Origin of the sequence: Comamonas thiooxydans (assembly GCF_000964545.1) — a bacterium.
Taxonomy (GTDB): Bacteria; Pseudomonadota; Gammaproteobacteria; order Burkholderiales; family Burkholderiaceae_C; genus Comamonas; species Comamonas thiooxydans.
Map to the genome: position 1 here is coordinate 1 of NZ_BBVD01000008.1, position 18,966 is coordinate 18,966.

An 18,966-nucleotide genomic window follows, 5' to 3' on the forward strand; every position below is an offset into this window, starting at 1 on the left:
CCACACTCGCCAATCACCGCATTGCGATGCGCAAAGGCATCGTCCTGTACATCCGGGCATTCTTACCAGTCTTGACCGGCATGCTGGGCCTTGCCATCGCCAGCAATCCACCCAGACCAGGTTGCGTCACAAATCAGTTGCACAATACAACTACATAGTTGTATATTGCAACCAATATTGATTAGATGACGCCACAGATGACCAACACCATGTCTGAAATTGACTCGATTCGAGCCGACTCCCGCGCCCTGGTAAGAGAGCTCGGATTCATGCAGCCGACACTGGCCGCAACGGATTACTCGGCATCGGCTGTGCATGCATTGCTTGAAATCGACGCCCATGAAGGCATGACCTCGGTTCAACTTGTGCAGCTTTTGGGGTTGGAGAAGTCAAGCGTCAGCCGAATGCTTGCGAAGCTGGTTGCAGCAGGAGAGATCAAGGAGGTGGCTGCTATCGATGATGGCCGTTTCAAGCTACTGCAGTTGACGGACCAGGGGCGCAGCACGGTCAGGCAGATTCATTCCTATGGCCAGATGCAGGTGCAAGCTGCGTTTCAGCACCTCAATCGCTCCCAGCAACAGGCGGTTGCGCAGGGCTTGTCTGCATATGCAGGAGCGCTCAAAGCCCATCGCTTGAATATGGCGGAAAAGCAGCAAAGCCCAATCACCGTAAGCGCAGGATATCGCCCCGGACTGGTTGGGCGCATTGCCGAAATGCATGCGGCGTTCTACTCGAAGCACTCCAATTTCGGGCAGTTTTTCGAGAGCCAGGTCGCGACTGGCGCGGCAGAGTTCGCCGGACGGCTGAACGAGCCATGCAATAGGGTATGGACCGCCCTGCTCAATGACCGAATTGTTGGCTCGCTCGCAATTGACGGCCAGGACCTGGGCGACAACAGAGCCCATCTGCGATGGTTCATCTTGGACGATGGTTGTCGCGGTAGCGGTGTCGGCAGGCAGTTGATGACAGAAGCGATGACATTCTGCGATATACGCGGGTTCCGTGAAGTCCACCTGTGGACATTCAAAGGCTTGGACGCCGCCCGCAAGCTGTATGAGTCTTTTGGCTTCAAGCTGCACAAGGAGGAACAAGGAGCGCAATGGGGAAGCACGGTTACCGAGCAGCAACTCGTTCGCTTGACTTGAAATTTCATTGCCGGTTCAAGGACAGCTCCTGGCCGACAGCAGGCGGCAAAGCTGCTGTGGCGATTTCGCGGTGCGCCATGGGAGCCATGATGCAAATGTAGCGCCCCACCGTGAATGGAGCGATGGCACAGAGCCATTGGCGCGGCGGCTCCGCAAAGAACAGTGGGTGGCAATATCACCTGGCAAACCGAAACCTATTACCAGCAACCCAGCGCTCCGTACTGGCGCGCCACCCAGCCTTCTTATGCCGTGGTGGGACTGATGGCACGCTACGAAATGGACAAACACTGGTCGATGTCGGTCCACGTGAACAACCTGCTCGACAAGACCTATATGCCGGGTCTGGGCTCTTACGGCACGGGTGTCTACGGCGATCCGCGCAATGTGCTGGTGACAGTGCGCTACCGCTTCTAAGGGGCGGGCGTGTAAGGTTCGAAGATGCTGAACGCCGATTGGCTGTTGAGCATCGCCGTTGCCAATGGCTTCATCTCCCAGTGACCGTTTCCGACAGGTATGGCAGGACGCATATGGTCAATCTGTGACTGTCGCAATACGTTCCAAGGTGGTTCGGCAAGGTGCTATTTCCTTGCTTCAGTCAACATCCGAACGGCCAAGCCGGCGAGAACCGTTCCCATCAGCCATCGCTGGACCAGGATCCAGGTCGGACGGCCGGAAAGAAATACTGCTATCGATCCTGCAAGCATGGCAATCGTAGCGTTCACACTGACGCTGATCACAATCTGGGTAAAGCCCAGAACCAGGGATTGCGAGAGCACGCTGCCATGTTCAGGGCTGATGAATTGAGGCAGCAGGGACAGATACATCACGGCGATCTTCGGGTTGAGAAGATTGGTCAGGAAGCCCATCAGGAACAGCTTCTTTGGGCCGTCCTGCGGAAGGTTCCTGACTTCGAACGGAGAGCGGCCGCCCGGCTTGACGGCTTGCCATGCTAGATAGATCAGGTACAGAGCCCCGCCAATGCGCAACGCATCGTAGGCATAGGGTATCGCCATGACGATCGCCGTAATGCCCAGTGCCGCGCACATCATGTAGAACACGAAACCGAGAGCAACTCCCCCCAGGGAGATAAGCCCGGCGGCCCGCCCCTGGCATATCGATCGGGAAATCAAATAAACCATGTTCGGTCCTGGAGTGAGGACCATTCCAAGGGAAACAAGGCCGAAGGCAAGCCAATTCTCAAAGCCAGGCATGATGGTTTCTTAAGTGTTGTTGCATTTGAATATATCAGTCGAGGTCTGCTCCTGGCCGCAAGCAGCAGCACTCGACCCGAATCAGGCTGCCGCAGAGTGAGAGGCTCTCTCCAGTCGTATGCGCCCGATATTCATCAACAACATGCCGAAGATGGCCGTAGCGCCGCCACCCAGCAGCGAGCTGGTAATGGGCTCTCCGAGCCAGACGCTGGACAGCAGCATGCCAAACAGCGGCACCAGTGACATATACGCAGCTGCGGCGCCAGCACCCAGCTCCTGGACGCCCTTCAAGTACCAGGCGTAAGCCAATGCCGTAGCACCCAGGGCCAGCGCCACAACGCTGTACCAGGCGACGGCAGGGGCTTTTGCCAGGCCAGTCCAGGCGGACGAGCCCTCCAGAGCAATGCTGGCCATAAGAAGCAGTGCAGCGCCAATGAGTGCGGTTGCCGTCGTCGTGGTCAGCGCATCCACGCGGGTCAGAACAATGCGTCCTATCAGGGTATAGGCAACCCAGCATGCAGCGCAGCCAAGCAGCAGCCACTCTCCCATGCCGGACGAGGAAGACACCAGCTCCCCCAAAGCACCGCCGCTCAGCGCATACAGGGCGCCCGTCACGGCCAGCCCCAAGCCCAGGCACATGATGGCATTCACGCGCTCACGAAACAGCAGCGCTGCGAACAGCATGGTCAGGACCGGGTTGAGCGCCACCACCATGGCCGCCTTGCCGGCAGGCACGGTCTTGAGTGCCAGCAAGAAGAACACGGAGTAGCCCAGCACGCCCACGGCAGAAGCGCAGGCCAGATCCGCCCATTGGCGAGGCCCCAGGGTACGCAATGCACCCATGCGCCCGCTGCGGTACAGCCACAGCACCAGCAGGAAACCAGCCAGAAAGAAGCGCAGGCTGGCCGCAGCCAGCGGAGGCATGGCTTGCGCGACGATGCGCCCCCAGGGCCAGGAGGCGCCCCACAGGGCAGCCATGCCGATCAATCCCAAATGGGTGGAAGTTCGTAATGTGTTCATGAGACGTTACTATCTGATAATCAGTATTCATCGTCGAATGAGTAAAAGCTCATGACATTCACGCAACTCGAAGTCTTTGCAGCGCTCGCCCGAGTCGGCAGCTTCTCTCGCGCAGCGGGTGTGCTGGGTATTTCCCAGAGCGGCGTCAGCCATGCCATCAAGCAGTTGGAGACAGAGCTGGGCGTCTCGCTTTTCAAGCGAGAAGGAGTAGCGGCAACACTGACCGAAGTGGGCGCCAGGCTACTGAGCCGCGCCAATGACATCCTTCAGCAAAAAGAGGCATTGCAGCAGGAAGCCGATGCGGAGCATGGCATTGCCCGGGGCACCTTGCGCATCGCATCTTTTGGCGCCACCTCGTCGCTGCGTCTGCTGCCGAAGCTCCTGGCACGTTTTCAGCAGAAGCACCCCCTGGTCGAGGTGCACATTGAGGAAGCCATGGACGACACAGTCGTTCAGTGGCTGCTGGAGCGGCGCGTGGAACTGGGCTTTGTCGTCTTGCCCGACGAGCGCTTTGACACCCTGACCCTGGCCGAAGACGAGCTGGTGGCGGTGCTGCCTGCTGCACACCCCCTGGCGTCCCAATCGGCCATTGCTGCCATGAGCTTTCATGGACAGCCCTTTATCCGTACCAGCGCAGGCTCAGGCCCCCATATCGATGCTTTTTTGGCCAGCCAGGGCGCCTCACCCAGAACTCTGTTCAAGTTTGAGCAGCTCACCTCGATGATGGGCTTTGTAGCGCAAGGCGAGGCAGTCACCATTGCCGCACGCCTGGCTCTGCCCGAGCCCCCGGCAGGTGTTGTCTACCGCCCGCTAAAGCCCCGTTGTCGCCGGAAAATCGCGCTGGCCGCGCTGAGGTTTGACAAGCTCTCGCCCGCTGCTTTGGCTTTTGTCGAGCTGGCCCGGAAAAGCAGAGGCAGCCTGGCGATTGAATAAACCTCGTCATCCGAAGCAAGTGGTCTCCCGAGTGCCTGGAGCCAAAGGTAGTCTGCAAAGGCCATGCAAGGCAGATTGCCATCTTCGATAAGGCAGCCAGTCATGGCCGAGCGATGAATGCAAGGTTCATTGCATGACTGGATATCGGCCAAGCAGCCTTCGCCGTCATGGCAGGCTCAAGTCCATGCCGAGCATATTGGCAAGGCCGAAGGTGAACAGCAGCACACACAACAGCGCCAGCATGAAGGCGGCAGCCACCTTGCCGCCCGTGCGCAGCAGCGCGCGCCTGTCCATCCCCTTCTTGCCTTGGTCGTAATGCCACTTGATGGCGAAGAACATGCATGCGCCGAAGATGAGAACCTTGAACGTAACAAAGATTACAGGGACCCAATCGATCATTTTGAAAATTTCCAGCCTATGACTTGACACTGTCTACCGTGAGGAACACCGCCCCCCTAGGGAGAGAGGCGAAAACGTCGGCGATTGCCATACAAGAATGGGGTCGCTACACGCTCTGAGGCATATTACTTAAAAGCAATTTCCATACATTGAGACAAAATGTCTGCGTATGAAAACCATACAAGATGACAGTTTGCCAGTTTGGCTGCCGCGATTGGCCGTGCATGGCGGGCCGCGCTTCTTGCAGATTGCGGATGCCTTGCAGTCGGCAATGGCAGACGGTTCGCTGAAACCGGGTGATCGTCTGCCCCCGCAGCGCCAGTTGGCAGCACAGCTGAACCTCGACCTGACAACGGTCACGCGCGCATACGACGAAGCCAGACGCCGCCATCTGCTCGAAGGCCGCGGCGCGCGAGGCACCTATGTCGCAGCACCGAGAATTGAACTGACCTCGGTCCTCGACCTGAGCATGAACACTCCTCCCCCACCCGCTGGCGTGGACTTCGACGACCTGCTGAAACAAGGCCTTTCTCAGGTAATGATGGGGGCAGACACCGCATTGCTGATGACTTACCACCTGGGCGGAGGAAGCGACTCCGACCGCAAGGCAGGAGCCAGATGGCTGGAGCCGATGTTTGGAGCTCTGGATTCAGCACAGGTTGTTGTCTGTCCGGGCGCTCAAGCTGCAATTGCCGCATTGATCCTGGCGCTGACGAAGCCTGGCGATGTGATACTGACAGAGCCAGCAAGTTATCCGGGCCTGCGTACTGCTGCGACCCAGTTCGGCCGGCGCATCGTTGCGGTGGAAGCGGACCAGCACGGGATGGTGCCCGAGATGCTGGAGCAGGCCTGCCATCAGCACCTGCCTGGGCTGGTCTACCTCAACCCTACATTGCAGAACCCGACCGCCATCACCATTCCGGAGCGCCGGCGCAAGGAGCTCGCCAACATCGCGAAGCGCTGCAATGTACGCATTGTCGAAGATGATCCCTACTGGCTGCTTGCCGATGCACCGCCACCACCTATTGCCACGTTTGCCCCGGAACAGGTGTCCTACATCTCGACCCTGTCGAAATGCCTGACGCCCGGCTTGCGTGTCGCCTTCGTGCTCATACGTGACCCGCATGAACGCGAACGTTTCCTGGTCGCGCTCAGGTCATTTGCGCTGATGGTCGCTCCTCTGACGGCCGCACTGGCCACACAGTGGATTCTCGACGGTTCGGCTGCTGCTTTGATGGAGGGCGTACGCAAGGAGGCGCGTCTGCGCCACTGGATGGCCAGGGATATTCTTGCGGGGAGGTACAGCGGCACTGGAGACGGCCTGCATGTATGGCTGGAGTTGCCAGGGTATTGGAACTCCTCACAGCTTGCGCGTGCGGCCGACGGCGAGGGCATCGCCGTCACGCCGGCGGAGGCATTCGCAACCAGCGCCACCGGCAGCGGCTCCGTCAATGCCATTCGCATCTCGCTGGGCAGCATCAAGGACCGTGGACGCTTGCAGACGGGCCTTCAAAAGCTGTCTCATCTGCTTGCACGAAGGCCAGAGCCGTTCAGCGCTGCGGTGGTTTAAGTGCCCGGGAAAGACGGTGCACCATTCAGGAGCACCCTCAATGCGGTCGCATCCAGGCCGGCTCAACCATCGACTGCGCCGGCTTTTTTCGCAGAGGACTCATACGGCCGCGACACCGGCTTCACCGATGACCTTTCCTGACTTTTCGCTCCAGACGTACTTGCTACCATGCTTTCAAAACAGTCTGGAGGGTGTACGTGGGCAAGGCATTACCGCTGCAAGCTCAGCACAAACAGTCAATGCGCCCCACCGTGCGCATGGCGACACTGGGAATGGCCGTTGCGTGGCTGACCTTGGTGGCTGGTCTGGGGTGGTGGATGTCACAGCGAGTCGTGGGTGCAGAGCTGGATCGCCTGGCGGCCAGCGCCGAATATGAAGCCAAGACGACCGCACGCATCATGGATCGGCTGTTCACTGAAATGTCGAGTGTGGCCAATATGGTGGCGCGCCAGGGCTCGGTGATCCAGCTGGCCACCCGGTATCGCGACGATCCGCCAAGTCTGGCCAGGCTCACGCGCCAGCAGCGCGCGGCGCAATTCACACAGGATCCGTTGGTGCGCAAGGTCGGCAACTTCATGCATGAACTCTCCAGTGATCTGCGCTATGCCCGCATCTACATGAACAACATGTCGGACGACACGGTGACGGCCAGCAACTGGAACGAGCCTGACAGCATCGTGGGCATGATCTACTCTGGCCGTCCCTATCTGATTGATGCATTGCGTGACGGCAATGGCCATTCGTTCGGTATCGCCCGGCTGAACAAGACACCATCCTATTTTGTAGCCAGCCGCATTGAGAACGAAGACGACATGCCTCTGGGCTCCGTCACGGTGAAGTTCGATACCCCGGAAATAGCGCTCTACCTGACTGGACACCACATTGCACTGATCGTGGATCGCCAGGGAAGAGTGACCACCGCTTCGTCCGCTCCATTCATGCTGCGCAATGCGGCAGGGCTTCTTTCGCCGGGTACTGCGCAGTCTTCCAGCACGCCCTCTTCGCCAGACAATGGAGAAGATCCAGGAATAGCTCTGGATGTGCAAGCCATGGCCAGCTCCGGCCATGCTGATCAGTGGCTCATCGATGGCAAACCCTATCTGCTGCAGCGTGAGCCGCTATCCAAAACACAGTACCAGCTGATCACGATGGCGGCCCTGGATCACCTGCCTGCCATGCGTCGACAGCACTATTGGATGGCAGGGCTGGTGGCGGCGATCGGCTTGCTTTTCATCCTGCTCTCCAGCCACGTGATCGGGCAAATGGTGGCGCGGCGGCAGGACGAGCGACATGCGGCGAACCATGATGCACTGACCAATCTGCCGAACCGGCGCAATGTGATGGCCCAACTGGATCGGCTGTTCGCTTTAGCGGGCCGCACGCAGCAATGGGTCCTGGTGGCCTTCATCGATCTGGATGGGTTCAAGGCGATCAACGACACCTACGGACATGTGGTCGGTGACCAATTCCTCGTCGAAGTCGGCCGGCGCATGTCTGCGGGTTTGCGCAAGAGTGACATGCTGGGGCGACTAGGTGGTGATGAATTTGTCGTCATCGGGCTGATTGCTCCACCTGGCCCAATGGATCAGGACAAGGCTCTTGAAGCCATGCGCAGTCGATTGGCACCGCTGCTGATCGGAAGCTATAAATTTGCCGAGTGCAGCTTCGACTACCCAGGAGCCAGCTTTGGCATTGTGAGTGCCGATCCATCCGCCAGCTCTCCGCAGGCTGTGCTCAAGGAGGCGGATCAGTGCATGTATGCGGACAAACAGGCGCGGCGAGCATCGAAAATGCAGTCGGCCCAAAGTGACTCAACCATTGAGACACGCGAATTGGCGGAGCGCCTCCAGGCTTCTGCTCCCGACCTTGGCTCTGTGCGAGCCTGAAACAGGCCGGGAGCAAAATTCCGGCTTCACCCGACCCGCGTTGACGGAAATCCCTCATTGCCACAGGTTTCTTGCCGCCGCATTGTTGTGCCCTCCGCAAACTACCCCAGAGGTGCCCCATGGCTGAACCATCGACTCCCGACAAGCAACCGCAACCCGATCCGGCCGAACTCAATGCGTTCTTCCCCTCCCCCTACTCGCTCAGCCAGTTCACGTCGCCCAAGTCCGACCTGAGCGGCGCCGACTACGCGAAAACCTATCAAGGCAGCAAGAAGATCCTGATGATCGGCGCAGACGAGCGCTACCTGCTGACCGATAACGGCAGCTTTTTCTCCACCGGCAACCACCCGGTCGAGACACTGCTGCCCATGTACCACCTGGACAAGGCGGGCTTCGCGTTCGATGTGGCCACGGTGTCGGGAAATCCCGTCAAGTTCGAGTTCTGGGCAATGCCTTCCGAAGACGAGACGGTCAAGGGCTTCTTCAACAAGTACCACTCGCAATTCAAGGAGCCGCTGCGCCTGTCGACGGTGCTTGAGCAAGGGCTGGAGCAGTACGCAGCCATCTTCGTCCCCGGCGGGCATGGCGCGCTGATAGGCATCCCCGACAGCCGTGACGTAGGTGCGGTGCTGGAATGGGCTGCGGCCAACAACCGGTTCGTCATCTCACTGTGCCACGGACCTGCTGCCTTCCTAGCGGTTGGCGACAGCGACATCTACCGAGGCTACAAGATCTGCGCCTTCCCCGATGCACTTGATGCGCAGACCCCGGCCATCGGCTACATGCCGGGTCACCTGACCTGGAAGTTCGGCGAAAGGCTCAAGACCCTGGGTTTCGAGATCGTCAACGACGGCATCTCGGGTGCCGTGCACCGGGACCGCCAGCTGATCACCGGCGACAGCCCTTTGGCTGGCAATGCGCTTGGCAAGCTCGCGGCCGAAACCTTGCTCAAGGAAGTCACGGCCTGAGATGAGCACTGCAATCGCGCAGGCGGCATTGCACGGAGCCCTCGCCATCGAGGGCGCCCGCAGCCTCGCCGCAATCCAGGATACGGTGCGTGCTGTCGGCGCGCCGCTGGGGTACGACCGTTTTGTGCTGTTCTCGGCTTCCAGCGCTCGGGACGATGCGGTGGAGCGCATCTACTGGATCGAAGGCGACTGGTTCGGCACGGGCGCGCCTGTGGATGCTGAAACCTACGTGCGGCACTGCCCGGTGACGCGCCATATCCTGGAGACGAACCAGCCCTTCTTCTGGACCAAGACGAACGGCGCTCAGGGCGAGCGTTACAGCGTCGTCCGCGCGCCGCAAGGCCCGGGTATCCACGGTCTGCAAGTGCCTGTATTCGGCCTCCTGGGGCTGGAAGGCGCAATGAGCCTGGGCGGCGAGCGCATCGATGCCTCGCCGCAGGCCCGGCTGGCGCTGGAGCTGATCGCCCAAACCGCATTCCGCACGGCGCGCAGGCTGCTGGAGCTGCCCGCGCAAGAGGAGCTCGGCCCCTTGTCCGATCGCGAACGTGAGGTGCTCGCATGGACGGCCGCCGGCCGGCGGCAGACGGAGATTGCCGCAACCCTCGGCCTGTCCGAACGCACTGTGGAAAACCACCTGCGCCGCATCCGCAAGCGCCTGGGCGTCGCCACGACGGCGCAGGCCATTCGCGTAGCGATCCGCAACGGAGAGATCGTCGCCTGACTATCCATGTCGGCCCACATCTCAAGTATCCCTTTGGAACATGCAAACGGGAGGCAGGAACCGGCCGCAAGAGCTCTTCAAGACACAGCCCTGCCGGCTTCTGCTCCCGGTCCAGATCTATGCTGAAGTGGGTAGCGCTTTAATGGAGCGCAGAACATTGCGTGTGATGCTTTGCCGTTTGGCAAGGTCGGCAAGTCTGTTGGGAGTGTCCATGTTCAAGGCGAAGAAGACGGGGCCGCTGGGCCACTCTACCCAGCCCACCCACCAGCCGATTTTTCCGGTCCAGCCCGTTTTTGCACGCAGTATCCAGTCAGGCCCCGCTTCATTGACCATCACGTCCTTCACGAGCCGCTGGTGCTCGACCTGGAAAGGCAGTTGATTGCGGTAAAGCCGTTGCAAGAAAGCAATCTGCTCGAAGGACGAGATGGCGAGGTCGCCCTCAACCCAGAATGGCTTGTCGCCAGTGGCGACCGCATTGCCATACCCAATCTTTCGCATATAGGCGCTCTCGCGTGCATCGCCGAGTTCCTTGGCGAAGCGCTCATACACCCAGACGGTGGAGTTCCTCATCGCGGAGCGCAGATTCTGGTCCACGTTCCAGGCCTCCACAGGTCGTTTCACACCATCCCATTGAATGAGCTGAAATTCGTCACGCAGCAGCCCTGCATCAAGCGCAAACAAGCTGTGCGGAATCTTGAAGGTAGAGGCTGGCGAGTAACGCCGAGCGGAACGCGACACGTTGTAGACGTGGGTAGTTTCAGAGTTATCGCGTGCATCGAGAACAACGATGCTGCCTTGCGCATCGGCTTCTGCGAAAAACCGAGACCACTCGGCCATTTCTTGAGGCTGGGGGCCAGCCGCCGTCACTTGAGCAAACCCTGCGGCCAGGGCGGATAAGACCAGACTACGTCGATTCATGCGGCTAGTTTAAGGGTCAAACGAACCCGTCCTGAGGTGACAGGGACAGTGGCGGTGACACCTTGCCGCGATGGGGAGCGTCTCTTGCGGGCCGGACAGCGACAGCCGCAATCGCTTGAATCCACAGCCAGAGGCTGTCTTTCGAGCAACCAGATCGGGCATAGCGAACACTCAGGGAGTTCGGACTGCCGCCTGAGTTGTCAATCGGCGCTCGCTGGCCCTTTAAGTTCAAGCTGATTGCCGTCCGGGTCTTTGCAGTAAATGGACAGGCCCATGCCGTCAGCACCAAAGCGCCGCACCGCCCTATCCGCCTCAAGACCATGGCCAGCCAAATGGGTGAGTATGGCTTGCTCGTCAAAAGGCTCGATACGCAGGCAAAAATGATCGACATTTCTGCGCTCGCTTGAGGCCGCAGCTCCGCCCGCACGGCCTAAAGGGCCCTCAACATCCACCAGGTCAATCATGGATGCACCAGCTCGCAGATGAACCATACCCAAATCCTCGCGACGCTTCACCAAGGCACAGCCCAGGACCGCTTGGTAAAAGCGGATGCTGCGCTCCAGGTCGGTGACGCGCAACACGATGTGATCAATGTGCTGAATACTGAATTTGCTCATGGCGATCTCCTGCTCCAGGCATGCACACTCCTAATCGTATGCACTTGGTGTGATGGAACCCCAGACGTTCGGCGAGCGTCAGGGACATTTTTTCGATCCTCGCATTGAGCATTTCGGCGTGAGGCGCTGATGTCCATTTCCTTTCGAGAAGTGCTCAGCGCACTGGCGCCGCGCCAGTGGGGCCATCACTATTTTTGTGCTCAAGCCAAGCCCACGCTGGAGGTGGCGGGGATCGCTGTGGCTGCAGGCCTGGCTGCTCCCGCTCCCTGGATCAGGAACACCCCGCCAAGAATCAGGAGCACACCCAGCACACGCATGACGTTGATAGGCTTGGGTTCCAGCCCCATGACACCGAAGTGATCGATCAATACCGCCACGACCATCTGTCCTGCGACCACGGCGACCAGAAATCCGCCGGCACCCAGTTTGGGTATCAGGGCTGCAGCACTGGCGACGTAAACAGCCCCCAGGACACCACCGATCCACAACCACCAGGGACCGTGAAACGCATTGCTGAAATTCGGCATGGGGGCTTTGACCAGAATCAGCATGGGCACCATCACGGCCAGGCTGATCACCAGCGATGTGGCAGCCCCCCAGAAAGGGTGACCAAGAGCACGGCCTACGTTGGCATTTGCAGCGGCCTGAAAAGGCAGGATGGCCCCCGCCAGCAAGGCCATGCCCAGTGAGGCGACCGTCATCAATGCCATCTTGCTGTTCATATCTGCCACTCCTTCAAACGTCTACAAGCAATGCTTGGATGGTCTCGCATACGGATTAATTATGGAAATCGTTTATATGCACATGTACTATTCTTCGCATGGATGATCTGCGTCGTATCGACCTCAATCTGCTGCTGGCACTTCACGCGTTGCTGACCGAGAAGCACGTGACCAGGGCTGCCATGCGCCTGCACAAGAGCCAACCGGCCGTGAGTCATTCGCTAGCTCAGCTGCGCGAACATTTCAATGACCCATTGCTGGTGCGCAAACAGGGAAAGCTGGAGCTGACGGCCCGAGGCAATGCGCTGCTGCAACCACTCTCGGAGGCTTTGGGCAGCCTCAATACTCTGCTGGGAACACCTCAGTTCGATCCACTGCAGGCACAACGACGATTCAGGCTGTCACTGTCCGACTATGCGGCTCGTCTGGTACTTCCGGACCTGATGCGATATGTCCGCAAACATGCGCCCGGCTTTGACTTCGCCATCAGTCAGGCCAGCCGGGATGCCATGCTGGTACAGCTAGCCGATGGTGAACTGGACCTGGCTCTCGGGATCTTTCCCGATCTTGCACAAGACATCCAGGTCGAAACACTGTTTGAAGAGGATTTCATCTGTCTCGCAGACAAGGCCGTCAGTCCGGAAAAAGGAGGACTGTCGCTAGAGGAATGGCTGACGCGCCCTCATGTCATGCTGGCATTGAGGCCGGACGCGAACGACGAGATCGAGCGCGCACTCGCCGCCAAGGGACTCAAAAGGAGGATTGCGGTGGCCTTGCCACACTGGAGCGCTGCGGTTGAATTGCTGCCAGGTACCGATCTGGTTCTGACGATTGCCCGTCGTGCTGTCGGCCCGCTGCGCTCATTCAAGAATCTGCGGCAGTTTGCGCCTCCACGCCAATTGCAACTACCGAAAATGGCATACCAACAGGCCTGGCATGCGCGAAAGCACAATGATCCCGCGTTGGCCTGGCTCAGGCTTGCTGTGATGAACAGCTGCAAACCGAATGCTGGGCAGCAGTGAGTTGCCACAAGTCGCGACTTTTGCGGTAATTTTTCTTCAGTCTCCTGGACGCTGCCGATGACTGCGCATGTAACGATGAACGCCAAACAATTTGTTGAAAACTGGGTCAAGCTCAAATCAGAACTTCTTTTGTCTTTCATGAATGCTCATGAGGAGTCGGAGGTCGCAGCGCGGATCGAAGCCCTAGAGCTCACGCCCAAGCAGCACGAGCAACTTCGAGCGATTCTGGATGCGGTGCTGAAAGACACCATGTATACCTTGCTGCTGGGACTTGATGGCGCCGCGAGCATTGGAGGTGAGCAACAAACGTATACGCTGCATGATGAGGACGGCAATCTCATCTCTGATTGCGGTGAGCTGGAAGCAGCTGCATGGGAAGCCTTTCACGGGCAGGATCAGGCACCTGAGGGCGATTGACAAACCATGCGCAGCAGCTGGTCTGCGTCGTTTGCAGTCCTGAATTCATTGGTGAAGTAGGCGTAACTACGCGCTCTTGGTGCTTGCATCTCTTCAATGCGCTCGACTATGCTGGTTACATTGAGTCACGCAGCGCTAGGAGGGAACTTTGCCAAGCATTGAAGTTTTTGAAAAGCTCACTGGTCGCAAATTTTCGGATGCAGAGCTCTTACATACAAAGGTGCTCGCTTTCCCCGAAGAGAGAAAAAAGAGAGTTGTCTATGGACTGCTGGCCGAGGCTATCGACATTGACTACTCTCAAAAGTCACTTTCTGAGCTTGGCGAGCAAATAAGGCTGGCCCTGTCCAATATTGAGCGCCTTGCACCCAGAGCCTTTGTTGGTCAGAACATTCGCCTGTACGAGGGCGGCAACCACCTGGACATCATCAATGATGGGGTTGGGAGCATGGGCTGGTTGATTGTGGAAGACCACCTGACCTGATTGGACCTCAGACGCCCCCGGAATTCAGAAGCGCAGCAATCCCTTGTCCGGCTTCTGATGCCTGTTAGCTGTCTGCGCAAACATTGCCGCGCTATCCGCTGCGCCGGTCTGGAGGTCGTTGCTTGCAAAAGAAGTTTTTAACTTAGCGCATCCAACTGATCTGAACTGGCTGAATCAGAAAGGCTCCCTTAGGAGCCTCCTTGCTTAGACAGAAGAGCTGTTTAATCCACAGCGACCATTACCGACGACGCTTTAATGACGGCATATGCGTTGTCGCCCTCTTTCAACCCCAGGGACTGGGCCGACGTCGAGGTAATAGAGGACGTGACTCTCACACCAGGGGCAACTTCCAGTGTCAATTCCGTGCTGACCGGGCCCGTGACAATCGAGATAACCTTGCCTTCATTGACTAACCCGCTGACGGTTTGACTTTGACGTTTAACTAGATTTAGATGATGAACAAAAAGCTTTTGTCGTTCGTATAAGGAGGAATTTATCCGCGAATTTTTAGTAAACAACTGCCAAGTTATTTTCTAGGCAACCCTAAAAACTTCAATATTACAGCCCGTTTTAGCCACAACAACTAATGATCGAATGTATGTTCATGTTCGTACTGCGACAGCCTCAGGTCAAACCCAAGCTGCGGCCTCATCGTGCCAGTATGCCGCAACAGGCTATAGCTCATGGCCGTAGACGCTAAATCCGCTATGTTTGGCTAACTTGTCGCAGAACGCGCGACCAGCTTCATTGGATGCTTGCGTTTGCCAGTAGACACGATTCGCGCCAGCCACAAAGCCCTTTCTCGTATTGCCGCTAACACAAGCTTGCGTTAGCCTGCGTGCTCCACCATTGCTCAGGAGCCTGCCATGTCCCGTCGTTTGGTTCTTTCCGCCAGCACCGCCCTTGCGGCTGCCGCTCTGATTGTGGGTTGCGGCGCCATGGGGGCGTCGGGCGGCAACCCCATGAGCTTCTTTATCACCAGCGCCAACCCCGGCAAGGGCGGCGACCTGGGCGGGCTGGCCGGGGCCGACCGCTACTGCCAGTCGCTGGCCGCAAGCGTGGGCGCAGGCAACAAGACCTGGCGCGCCTATCTGAGCAATGCAGCGCTGAATGGCCAACCGGCGGTCAATGCGCGCGATCGCATCGGCAACGGCCCGTGGCGCAACGCCAAGGGCGTGGTCATTGCCACCAGCGTGGCCGACCTGCACAGCGCCAATGCCAAGGTCGGCAAGGACACCTCGCTGACCGAGAAGGGCGAAGTCGTCTCGGGCTTTGGCGATGAGGTCAACCGCCACGACATCCTGACCGGCTCGCGCCCTGACGGCACGCTGGCCGTGCCCGAGCCCGGCAAGGACACCACCTGCGGCAACTGGACCAAGAGTGACGGCGGCTCTGCCATCGTGGGCCACCACGACCACAAGGGCACCAACCCCGACCCTGTGGCCAATGCCTCGTGGAACTCATCGCACGGCACGCGCGGCTGCAGCGTCGAGCAGTTGCAGCAGAGCGGCAGCGCCGGGCTGATGTACTGCTTTGCGACCAACTGAGCGGGATGAAAGCGCGGGCCTCGGCCCGCCCAAGTTCAAGCAGGCTTGCTTGCCCTGCTTGAACAAGACCATGAAGATCAACACGCTCCCGGCACACCGATATCGCTGCCCAACTTGATCGCAAGCAAGCGCCGTCCCTGAGCGCTCCCCACGGTTCAGTGCTCACAGCCACCCTACTCTGCCTGGTCATTGAATCGGCGCTCCGCTAGGCCAAGGCCTGCAATCGACAAGCCGGCATCTGTCTCAGTGGTGCTCGGTCCACTATTCATGCAGTGATCTTCCTCATATAATTAGCCACAATATTATATTTTGGCTAACTAATGAAGCTTGAACAGAAGTACCAGGCGCTAATTGAAGAGGCACAACGACGCAATCTTCCTGATGTGGATGGCATCCAGCTGTGCTTTCAAGTGCTGTCGATGGCTGCAAACATCGACCGCGACTGCGCTGCTTTGCTGGCCCCTCATGGTTTGTCCGAGGGGCGCTTTGTGTTGTTGTTCCTTCTCGATGTGGCGCCTGACGGACTCGCACCCAACGCGCTGGCCGAACAGGCTGGCGTGACCCGCGCCACGGTGACCGGCCTCTTAGACGGACTGGAGCGCGAGGGTCTGATTGAACGTCACGCCAACGCCGAAGACCGCCGCGCACTTTGCATTCGACTGACCGCAAAAGGAAAACAACTTGCCAGTACCGTTATCGACCAGCATGGTCGGTGGATTGCAGGCCTGTTTGGCAACCTGTCCGTAGATGAGCGAAAGCAGCTGGCAGCGTTGCTGGAGAAAGTACGAGGCCCTGAATCGGACGTTGAATCATGAGGGATCCAGTCCGCAAGGGTGCGACGCGCACCGCTGACATTCCTCGAGACGTTCTGCACGCGCTATCGCGCGGGGAGTTGCAATGTGCAACGCTGGCCGAGTGCCTGGCAGTCGACCAGGCCGTACTGGCACGAACACTCTTTCCGGCACTTACGGCTCAAGCACTGAGCACGATCGATGAAGCCTGCCAACTAGGTGTGCTCAAACGCATGGCCCGTATCGGCGCAGTCTTGCTGGAGGCCCTGGGTACTGAGGGCATCGCACAATGCCAAACGCACCGCGCCGATATGGCACGAGGCTGGGCATGTTTCATGATCGGTGCTCAGCCTAACCTGGATCTCGGTGCACGGCTGGCCGCAATGCACCCGCTGGCAGACGATGCCCATTTTGGTGTGCGCGAATGGGCTTGGATGGCGATGCGGCCGCACCTGGTACAAGACCTGGCTGCGGCTATCACACAGCTGATGCCATGGACACAAGATCCTTCTGAACGTGTCCGACGATTCGCGTGCGAGGTTTTGCGCCCCCGCGGGGTGTGGAGCACGCATATCTCGCAGCTCAAACACTCACCCGAGCAAGCGCTGCCTTTGCTCTCAGCTCTGAAGAGCGACCTTTCGGTCTATGTGCAGGACTCGGTCGCCAACTGGCTCAATGATGCCGCCAAGGACTAGCCAGCCTGGGTGCGTGACATCTGTGCCCAATGGCTTCAAAGCTCCCAAGCCGCCGCCACACATCGTATATGTCAACGCGCACTGCGCAATCTCAAGTGAAAGTGGAACCATGTCTCATTACCTCGTAGAGCTCTACACCCCCAATTCGGCTTGGCTCGCGCTGTCCGCCGAACAAAGGCAACATTTTCTTGGCGGCATCGGACTCGCATTGAATCAACTCTCCACCCTCGGTGTCGAAGTCCTCTCCCTGGCAGAAACGGACTCCAGCATTGACCAGGGAACCGCGCATACATTCCTTGGTATTTGGCGCTTTCCTGACCAGGCCGCTCGTGACGCCCTGCTGGCGGGCATCAAAGCCAGCGGCTGGTACGACTATTTTGACCATGTGAATGCAGCCAGCACTCAAGGGGCGGCGGATATTCACTTGGCTGCTCTAGCCGCCGCGTAGCGCAGTCTTTCGGACAATGCCTGCGTGGTTGCAATGCATGCGGCTAGTCATTTTCTAGTGCCCGTTAATGTCCACTAATGCCTGCTAATGGCCGCCCGCCACAGTCACCACTGCGGGCTGGCCAGCTTTCGGCACAGCATATGCAACTCAACATGGCCCCCCGGCTCCGCACAGAACCGGGTGCAGGATCGAGTGGAAAGCATGCGACATCAACGTGGATTCATGACACCGGAGTCGCATCAATCGCTACACTGTACATATGCACAGTCATCGTCTTATGAGTGGTATGCCCGTCCAACTGATCGCGTCCCCGGTTACTTTGCCGCTGGCTGATCGCAGCGCACGCGCAGGCTCGCCCGCGAATGACTTTGCAGGCAAGCGGCTGGATATTACAGACCTGCTGGTCACGCACCCCAAAGCCACGTTCCTGCTGCGCGTGGCCGGCCCGTCCATGCAGGAACACGGCATTGATGACGGCGATATTGTCGTGGTGGACAGGGAGCTGCGCGCTCGCGATGGGAGCATCGTCGTGGCGGTTGTCGAGCGCGAACTCGTCATCAGAGCGCTGGACAGCGATGGCGACACTTGCAAGCTCAGGGCAGGCGCCCCCACCTACCCCGATATCGCGCCGCCAGAAGGACAGACTCTGGAAATCTGGGGTGTCGTCACCAGTTGCATCAAGCGCTTTGCGAGATGAATACATGCGCGCGCCAGCCCGATGCAGGCTGCCATTGAAATCTGATTAGCGCCCCAAAAAAAGCGCCTGCTAACGCACAAAGGCAATGTAGCTCTTTACATTGCCTTTTTCTTTGGTTTATTACAGTGACCCAACATCGCACTGCAGGCCGGGGTTAATGTCTTGGTAACTAATTTTTACAGATAATGCTTCGCATGCATTTTCTGCCTGCCTTGACTGTCGCAGCATTTTTGCTGCCAGCCGCAGCTATGACCCAAGCCATAGCGCAGCCCATCTATCGCTGCGGCAATACCTATTCTCAAGAAGCATGCAAAGGCGGCAAAGTGGTGGAAGACAAAACCACCACTCTGCACAGCGGCCACTCAGGCAGTACCGTTTATTTGTGCAAAGGCCATGGCGGCGGGCTTTTCTGGTCAAGTTCGCAATGCGGCCAGCACAACGCTTTTCTCGAACGTACTGAAACCGTGCCCTCCGGCCTGCCATGGGATCAAAAAGTCGCCCAGGCCGAAGCCCAATGGCGCAAAACCCAGCGCAATACCGCAGCCCCTGCGGTTGTCTACCAAAACCGCCCTGCCCAGCCTGCCGAACCCGGCAAAAAACAAGTCTGTGACGCGCTGGAAGAACGTGTCAAAGCTCTGGATAGCATGGGACGCGCTGGCAGCCAGTATTACGACCTGGATTGGGTGCGGAGGGAGCGCAAGTTGGCCAGAGATGAGCAATATCGACTAAAGTGCTAACGGTTTTATTTATCTTACGTT

At 58.6% G+C, this 18,966-nt stretch carries 22 protein-coding genes and 2 pseudogenes; 16 read left to right on the forward strand and 8 right to left on the reverse strand.

What is annotated here, in order from left to right; genetic code table 11:
- Positions 1 to 197: 197 nt before the first annotated feature.
- Together Cth01_RS13385 and Cth01_RS13390 are read left to right on the forward strand one after the other, a co-directional pair.
- Complete coding sequence (locus tag Cth01_RS13385) at positions 198 to 1,145, forward strand: bifunctional helix-turn-helix transcriptional regulator/GNAT family N-acetyltransferase (protein ID WP_045839440.1); 948 nt, start codon at positions 198 to 200, stop codon at positions 1,143 to 1,145.
- Between the two features lie 162 nt (positions 1,146 to 1,307).
- Complete coding sequence (locus Cth01_RS13390) at positions 1,308 to 1,559, forward strand: TonB-dependent receptor domain-containing protein (protein ID WP_045839441.1); 252 nt, start codon at positions 1,308 to 1,310, stop codon at positions 1,557 to 1,559.
- 164 nt (positions 1,560 to 1,723) lie between these two features.
- Here the strand turns inward: Cth01_RS13390 and Cth01_RS13395 are convergent, their stop codons facing one another.
- The gene (locus tag Cth01_RS13395; protein ID WP_045839442.1) at positions 1,724 to 2,356 is read right to left on the reverse strand and encodes a LysE family translocator; all 633 of its coding nucleotides are present in this window, start codon (positions 2,354 to 2,356) and stop codon (positions 1,724 to 1,726) included.
- Positions 2,357 to 2,437: 81 nt separating this feature from the next.
- Positions 2,438 to 3,376 (reverse strand): DMT family transporter, encoded by a 939-nt coding sequence (locus Cth01_RS13400; protein ID WP_045839443.1) that lies wholly within the window; start codon positions 3,374 to 3,376, stop codon positions 2,438 to 2,440.
- 51 nt (positions 3,377 to 3,427) lie between these two features.
- Between Cth01_RS13400 and Cth01_RS13405 the strand changes: the two genes are divergently transcribed.
- Positions 3,428 to 4,309 (forward strand): LysR family transcriptional regulator, encoded by an 882-nt coding sequence (locus Cth01_RS13405; protein ID WP_045839444.1) that lies wholly within the window; start codon positions 3,428 to 3,430, stop codon positions 4,307 to 4,309.
- Between the two features lie 165 nt (positions 4,310 to 4,474).
- On the opposite strand, the gene Cth01_RS13410 is transcribed toward Cth01_RS13405, so the two are convergent.
- Positions 4,475 to 4,708 carry a hypothetical protein gene (locus tag Cth01_RS13410; protein WP_034381030.1) on the reverse strand — a complete coding sequence of 78 codons (234 nt, stop codon included), beginning with the start codon at positions 4,706 to 4,708 and terminating at the stop codon, positions 4,475 to 4,477.
- Positions 4,709 to 4,877: 169 nt separating this feature from the next.
- Here Cth01_RS13410 and Cth01_RS13415 point away from each other — a divergent pair, with 169 nt between their 5' ends.
- The 4 genes from Cth01_RS13415 (at position 4,878) to Cth01_RS13430 (ending at position 9,853) form a co-directional block, all read left to right on the forward strand.
- A complete protein-coding gene (locus tag Cth01_RS13415) occupies positions 4,878 to 6,278 on the forward strand; it encodes an aminotransferase-like domain-containing protein (protein WP_174447083.1) in 1,401 nt (466 codons plus the stop codon).
- A 239-nt stretch (positions 6,279 to 6,517) separates the two neighbouring features.
- Positions 6,518 to 8,164: a sensor domain-containing diguanylate cyclase gene (locus tag Cth01_RS13420; RefSeq protein ID WP_045839445.1), complete on the forward strand. Its 1,647-nt coding sequence runs from the start codon at positions 6,518 to 6,520 to the stop codon at positions 8,162 to 8,164.
- Positions 8,165 to 8,283: 119 nt separating this feature from the next.
- The gene (gene hchA / locus Cth01_RS13425) at positions 8,284 to 9,132 is read left to right on the forward strand and encodes a glyoxalase III HchA (RefSeq protein ID WP_034396576.1); all 849 of its coding nucleotides are present in this window, start codon (positions 8,284 to 8,286) and stop codon (positions 9,130 to 9,132) included.
- A gap of 1 nt (position 9,133) precedes the next feature.
- The gene (locus Cth01_RS13430) at positions 9,134 to 9,853 is read left to right on the forward strand and encodes a PA1136 family autoinducer-binding transcriptional regulator (RefSeq protein ID WP_034354045.1); all 720 of its coding nucleotides are present in this window, start codon (positions 9,134 to 9,136) and stop codon (positions 9,851 to 9,853) included.
- Positions 9,854 to 9,970: 117 nt separating this feature from the next.
- Here Cth01_RS13430 and blaOXA read toward each other — a convergent pair whose 3' ends face one another.
- The 3 genes from blaOXA to Cth01_RS13445 form a co-directional block, all read right to left on the reverse strand.
- Positions 9,971 to 10,771 carry a class D beta-lactamase gene (gene blaOXA / locus Cth01_RS13435; RefSeq protein ID WP_045839446.1) on the reverse strand — a complete coding sequence of 267 codons (801 nt, stop codon included), beginning with the start codon at positions 10,769 to 10,771 and terminating at the stop codon, positions 9,971 to 9,973.
- A gap of 200 nt (positions 10,772 to 10,971) precedes the next feature.
- Positions 10,972 to 11,388 (reverse strand): VOC family protein, encoded by a 417-nt coding sequence (locus Cth01_RS13440; RefSeq protein WP_034408464.1) that lies wholly within the window; start codon positions 11,386 to 11,388, stop codon positions 10,972 to 10,974.
- 200 nt (positions 11,389 to 11,588) lie between these two features.
- Entirely contained in the window at positions 11,589 to 12,110 is a 522-nt protein-coding gene (locus Cth01_RS13445) for a DMT family transporter (RefSeq protein ID WP_034354055.1), read from the reverse strand.
- Between the two features lie 98 nt (positions 12,111 to 12,208).
- Here Cth01_RS13445 and Cth01_RS13450 point away from each other — a divergent pair, with 98 nt between their 5' ends.
- The 3 genes from Cth01_RS13450 (at position 12,209) to Cth01_RS13460 (ending at position 14,030) form a co-directional block, all read left to right on the forward strand.
- A complete protein-coding gene (locus Cth01_RS13450) occupies positions 12,209 to 13,132 on the forward strand; it encodes a LysR family transcriptional regulator (protein WP_034354058.1) in 924 nt (307 codons plus the stop codon).
- A gap of 75 nt (positions 13,133 to 13,207) precedes the next feature.
- Entirely contained in the window at positions 13,208 to 13,549 is a 342-nt protein-coding gene (locus Cth01_RS13455; RefSeq protein WP_045839605.1) for a hypothetical protein, read from the forward strand.
- A 148-nt stretch (positions 13,550 to 13,697) separates the two neighbouring features.
- Positions 13,698 to 14,030 (forward strand): hypothetical protein, encoded by a 333-nt coding sequence (locus tag Cth01_RS13460; RefSeq protein ID WP_034354061.1) that lies wholly within the window; start codon positions 13,698 to 13,700, stop codon positions 14,028 to 14,030.
- Positions 14,031 to 14,251: 221 nt separating this feature from the next.
- On the opposite strand, the gene Cth01_RS24445 is transcribed toward Cth01_RS13460, so the two are convergent.
- Both Cth01_RS24445 and Cth01_RS24285 read right to left on the reverse strand, forming a co-directional pair.
- Positions 14,252 to 14,548: a TOBE domain-containing protein gene (locus Cth01_RS24445; RefSeq protein WP_267884609.1), complete on the reverse strand. Its 297-nt coding sequence runs from the start codon at positions 14,546 to 14,548 to the stop codon at positions 14,252 to 14,254.
- A 156-nt stretch (positions 14,549 to 14,704) separates the two neighbouring features.
- A pseudogene (locus Cth01_RS24285) lies at positions 14,705 to 14,818 on the reverse strand (GNAT family N-acetyltransferase); the annotation flags it as partial.
- A 78-nt stretch (positions 14,819 to 14,896) separates the two neighbouring features.
- Here Cth01_RS24285 and Cth01_RS13475 point away from each other — a divergent pair.
- From Cth01_RS13475 to Cth01_RS13500, 6 genes and pseudogenes are all read left to right on the forward strand, one after another.
- Positions 14,897 to 15,577: a hypothetical protein gene (locus tag Cth01_RS13475; RefSeq protein ID WP_045839447.1), complete on the forward strand. Its 681-nt coding sequence runs from the start codon at positions 14,897 to 14,899 to the stop codon at positions 15,575 to 15,577.
- Positions 15,578 to 15,897: 320 nt separating this feature from the next.
- On the forward strand, positions 15,898 to 16,392 hold the full coding sequence (locus tag Cth01_RS13480; protein WP_045839448.1) for a MarR family winged helix-turn-helix transcriptional regulator: 495 nt from the start codon (positions 15,898 to 15,900) through the stop codon (positions 16,390 to 16,392).
- Positions 16,389 to 17,162: pseudogene (locus tag Cth01_RS13485) on the forward strand (DNA alkylation repair protein). The gene Cth01_RS13480 and the pseudogene Cth01_RS13485 overlap by 4 nt, the downstream one beginning before the upstream one ends.
- A 10-nt stretch (positions 17,163 to 17,172) precedes the next feature.
- Positions 17,173 to 17,511: a DUF6616 family protein gene (locus Cth01_RS13490; RefSeq protein WP_034396900.1), complete on the forward strand. Its 339-nt coding sequence runs from the start codon at positions 17,173 to 17,175 to the stop codon at positions 17,509 to 17,511.
- 286 nt (positions 17,512 to 17,797) lie between these two features.
- Positions 17,798 to 18,208: a LexA family protein gene (locus Cth01_RS13495; protein WP_082085663.1), complete on the forward strand. Its 411-nt coding sequence runs from the start codon at positions 17,798 to 17,800 to the stop codon at positions 18,206 to 18,208.
- Positions 18,209 to 18,402: 194 nt separating this feature from the next.
- The gene (locus Cth01_RS13500) at positions 18,403 to 18,945 is read left to right on the forward strand and encodes a hypothetical protein (protein WP_233425167.1); all 543 of its coding nucleotides are present in this window, start codon (positions 18,403 to 18,405) and stop codon (positions 18,943 to 18,945) included.
- The last annotated feature ends 21 nt before the right edge of the window (positions 18,946 to 18,966 follow it).

Bases quoted from the DNA above. Each gene is read 5' to 3' on its own strand.
- blaOXA (WP_045839446.1), bottom strand. From the start codon at position 10,771: ATGAATCGACGTAGTCTGGTCTTATCCGCCCTGGCCGCAGGGTTTGCT.
- Cth01_RS13400 (WP_045839443.1), bottom strand. From the start codon at position 3,376: ATGAACACATTACGAACTTCCACCCATTTGGGATTGATCGGCATGGCT.
- Cth01_RS13450 (WP_034354058.1), top strand. From the start codon at position 12,209: ATGGATGATCTGCGTCGTATCGACCTCAATCTGCTGCTGGCACTTCAC.
- Cth01_RS13430 (WP_034354045.1), top strand. From the start codon at position 9,134: ATGAGCACTGCAATCGCGCAGGCGGCATTGCACGGAGCCCTCGCCATC.
- Cth01_RS13445 (WP_034354055.1), bottom strand. From the start codon at position 12,110: ATGAACAGCAAGATGGCATTGATGACGGTCGCCTCACTGGGCATGGCC.
- Cth01_RS13385 (WP_045839440.1), top strand. From the start codon at position 198: ATGACCAACACCATGTCTGAAATTGACTCGATTCGAGCCGACTCCCGC.
- Cth01_RS13495 (WP_082085663.1), top strand. From the start codon at position 17,798: ATGCCCGTCCAACTGATCGCGTCCCCGGTTACTTTGCCGCTGGCTGAT.
- Cth01_RS13420 (WP_045839445.1), top strand. From the start codon at position 6,518: ATGCGCCCCACCGTGCGCATGGCGACACTGGGAATGGCCGTTGCGTGG.
- Cth01_RS13475 (WP_045839447.1), top strand. From the start codon at position 14,897: ATGTCCCGTCGTTTGGTTCTTTCCGCCAGCACCGCCCTTGCGGCTGCC.
- Cth01_RS13500 (WP_233425167.1), top strand. From the start codon at position 18,403: ATGCATTTTCTGCCTGCCTTGACTGTCGCAGCATTTTTGCTGCCAGCC.
- Cth01_RS13415 (WP_174447083.1), top strand. From the start codon at position 4,878: ATGAAAACCATACAAGATGACAGTTTGCCAGTTTGGCTGCCGCGATTG.
- hchA (WP_034396576.1), top strand. From the start codon at position 8,284: ATGGCTGAACCATCGACTCCCGACAAGCAACCGCAACCCGATCCGGCC.
- Cth01_RS13440 (WP_034408464.1), bottom strand. From the start codon at position 11,388: ATGAGCAAATTCAGTATTCAGCACATTGATCACATCGTGTTGCGCGTC.
- Cth01_RS13455 (WP_045839605.1), top strand. From the start codon at position 13,208: ATGAACGCCAAACAATTTGTTGAAAACTGGGTCAAGCTCAAATCAGAA.
- Cth01_RS13395 (WP_045839442.1), bottom strand. From the start codon at position 2,356: ATGCCTGGCTTTGAGAATTGGCTTGCCTTCGGCCTTGTTTCCCTTGGA.
- Cth01_RS13410 (WP_034381030.1), bottom strand. From the start codon at position 4,708: ATGATCGATTGGGTCCCTGTAATCTTTGTTACGTTCAAGGTTCTCATC.
- Cth01_RS13480 (WP_045839448.1), top strand. From the start codon at position 15,898: ATGAAGCTTGAACAGAAGTACCAGGCGCTAATTGAAGAGGCACAACGA.
- Cth01_RS13490 (WP_034396900.1), top strand. From the start codon at position 17,173: ATGTCTCATTACCTCGTAGAGCTCTACACCCCCAATTCGGCTTGGCTC.
- Cth01_RS13405 (WP_045839444.1), top strand. From the start codon at position 3,428: ATGACATTCACGCAACTCGAAGTCTTTGCAGCGCTCGCCCGAGTCGGC.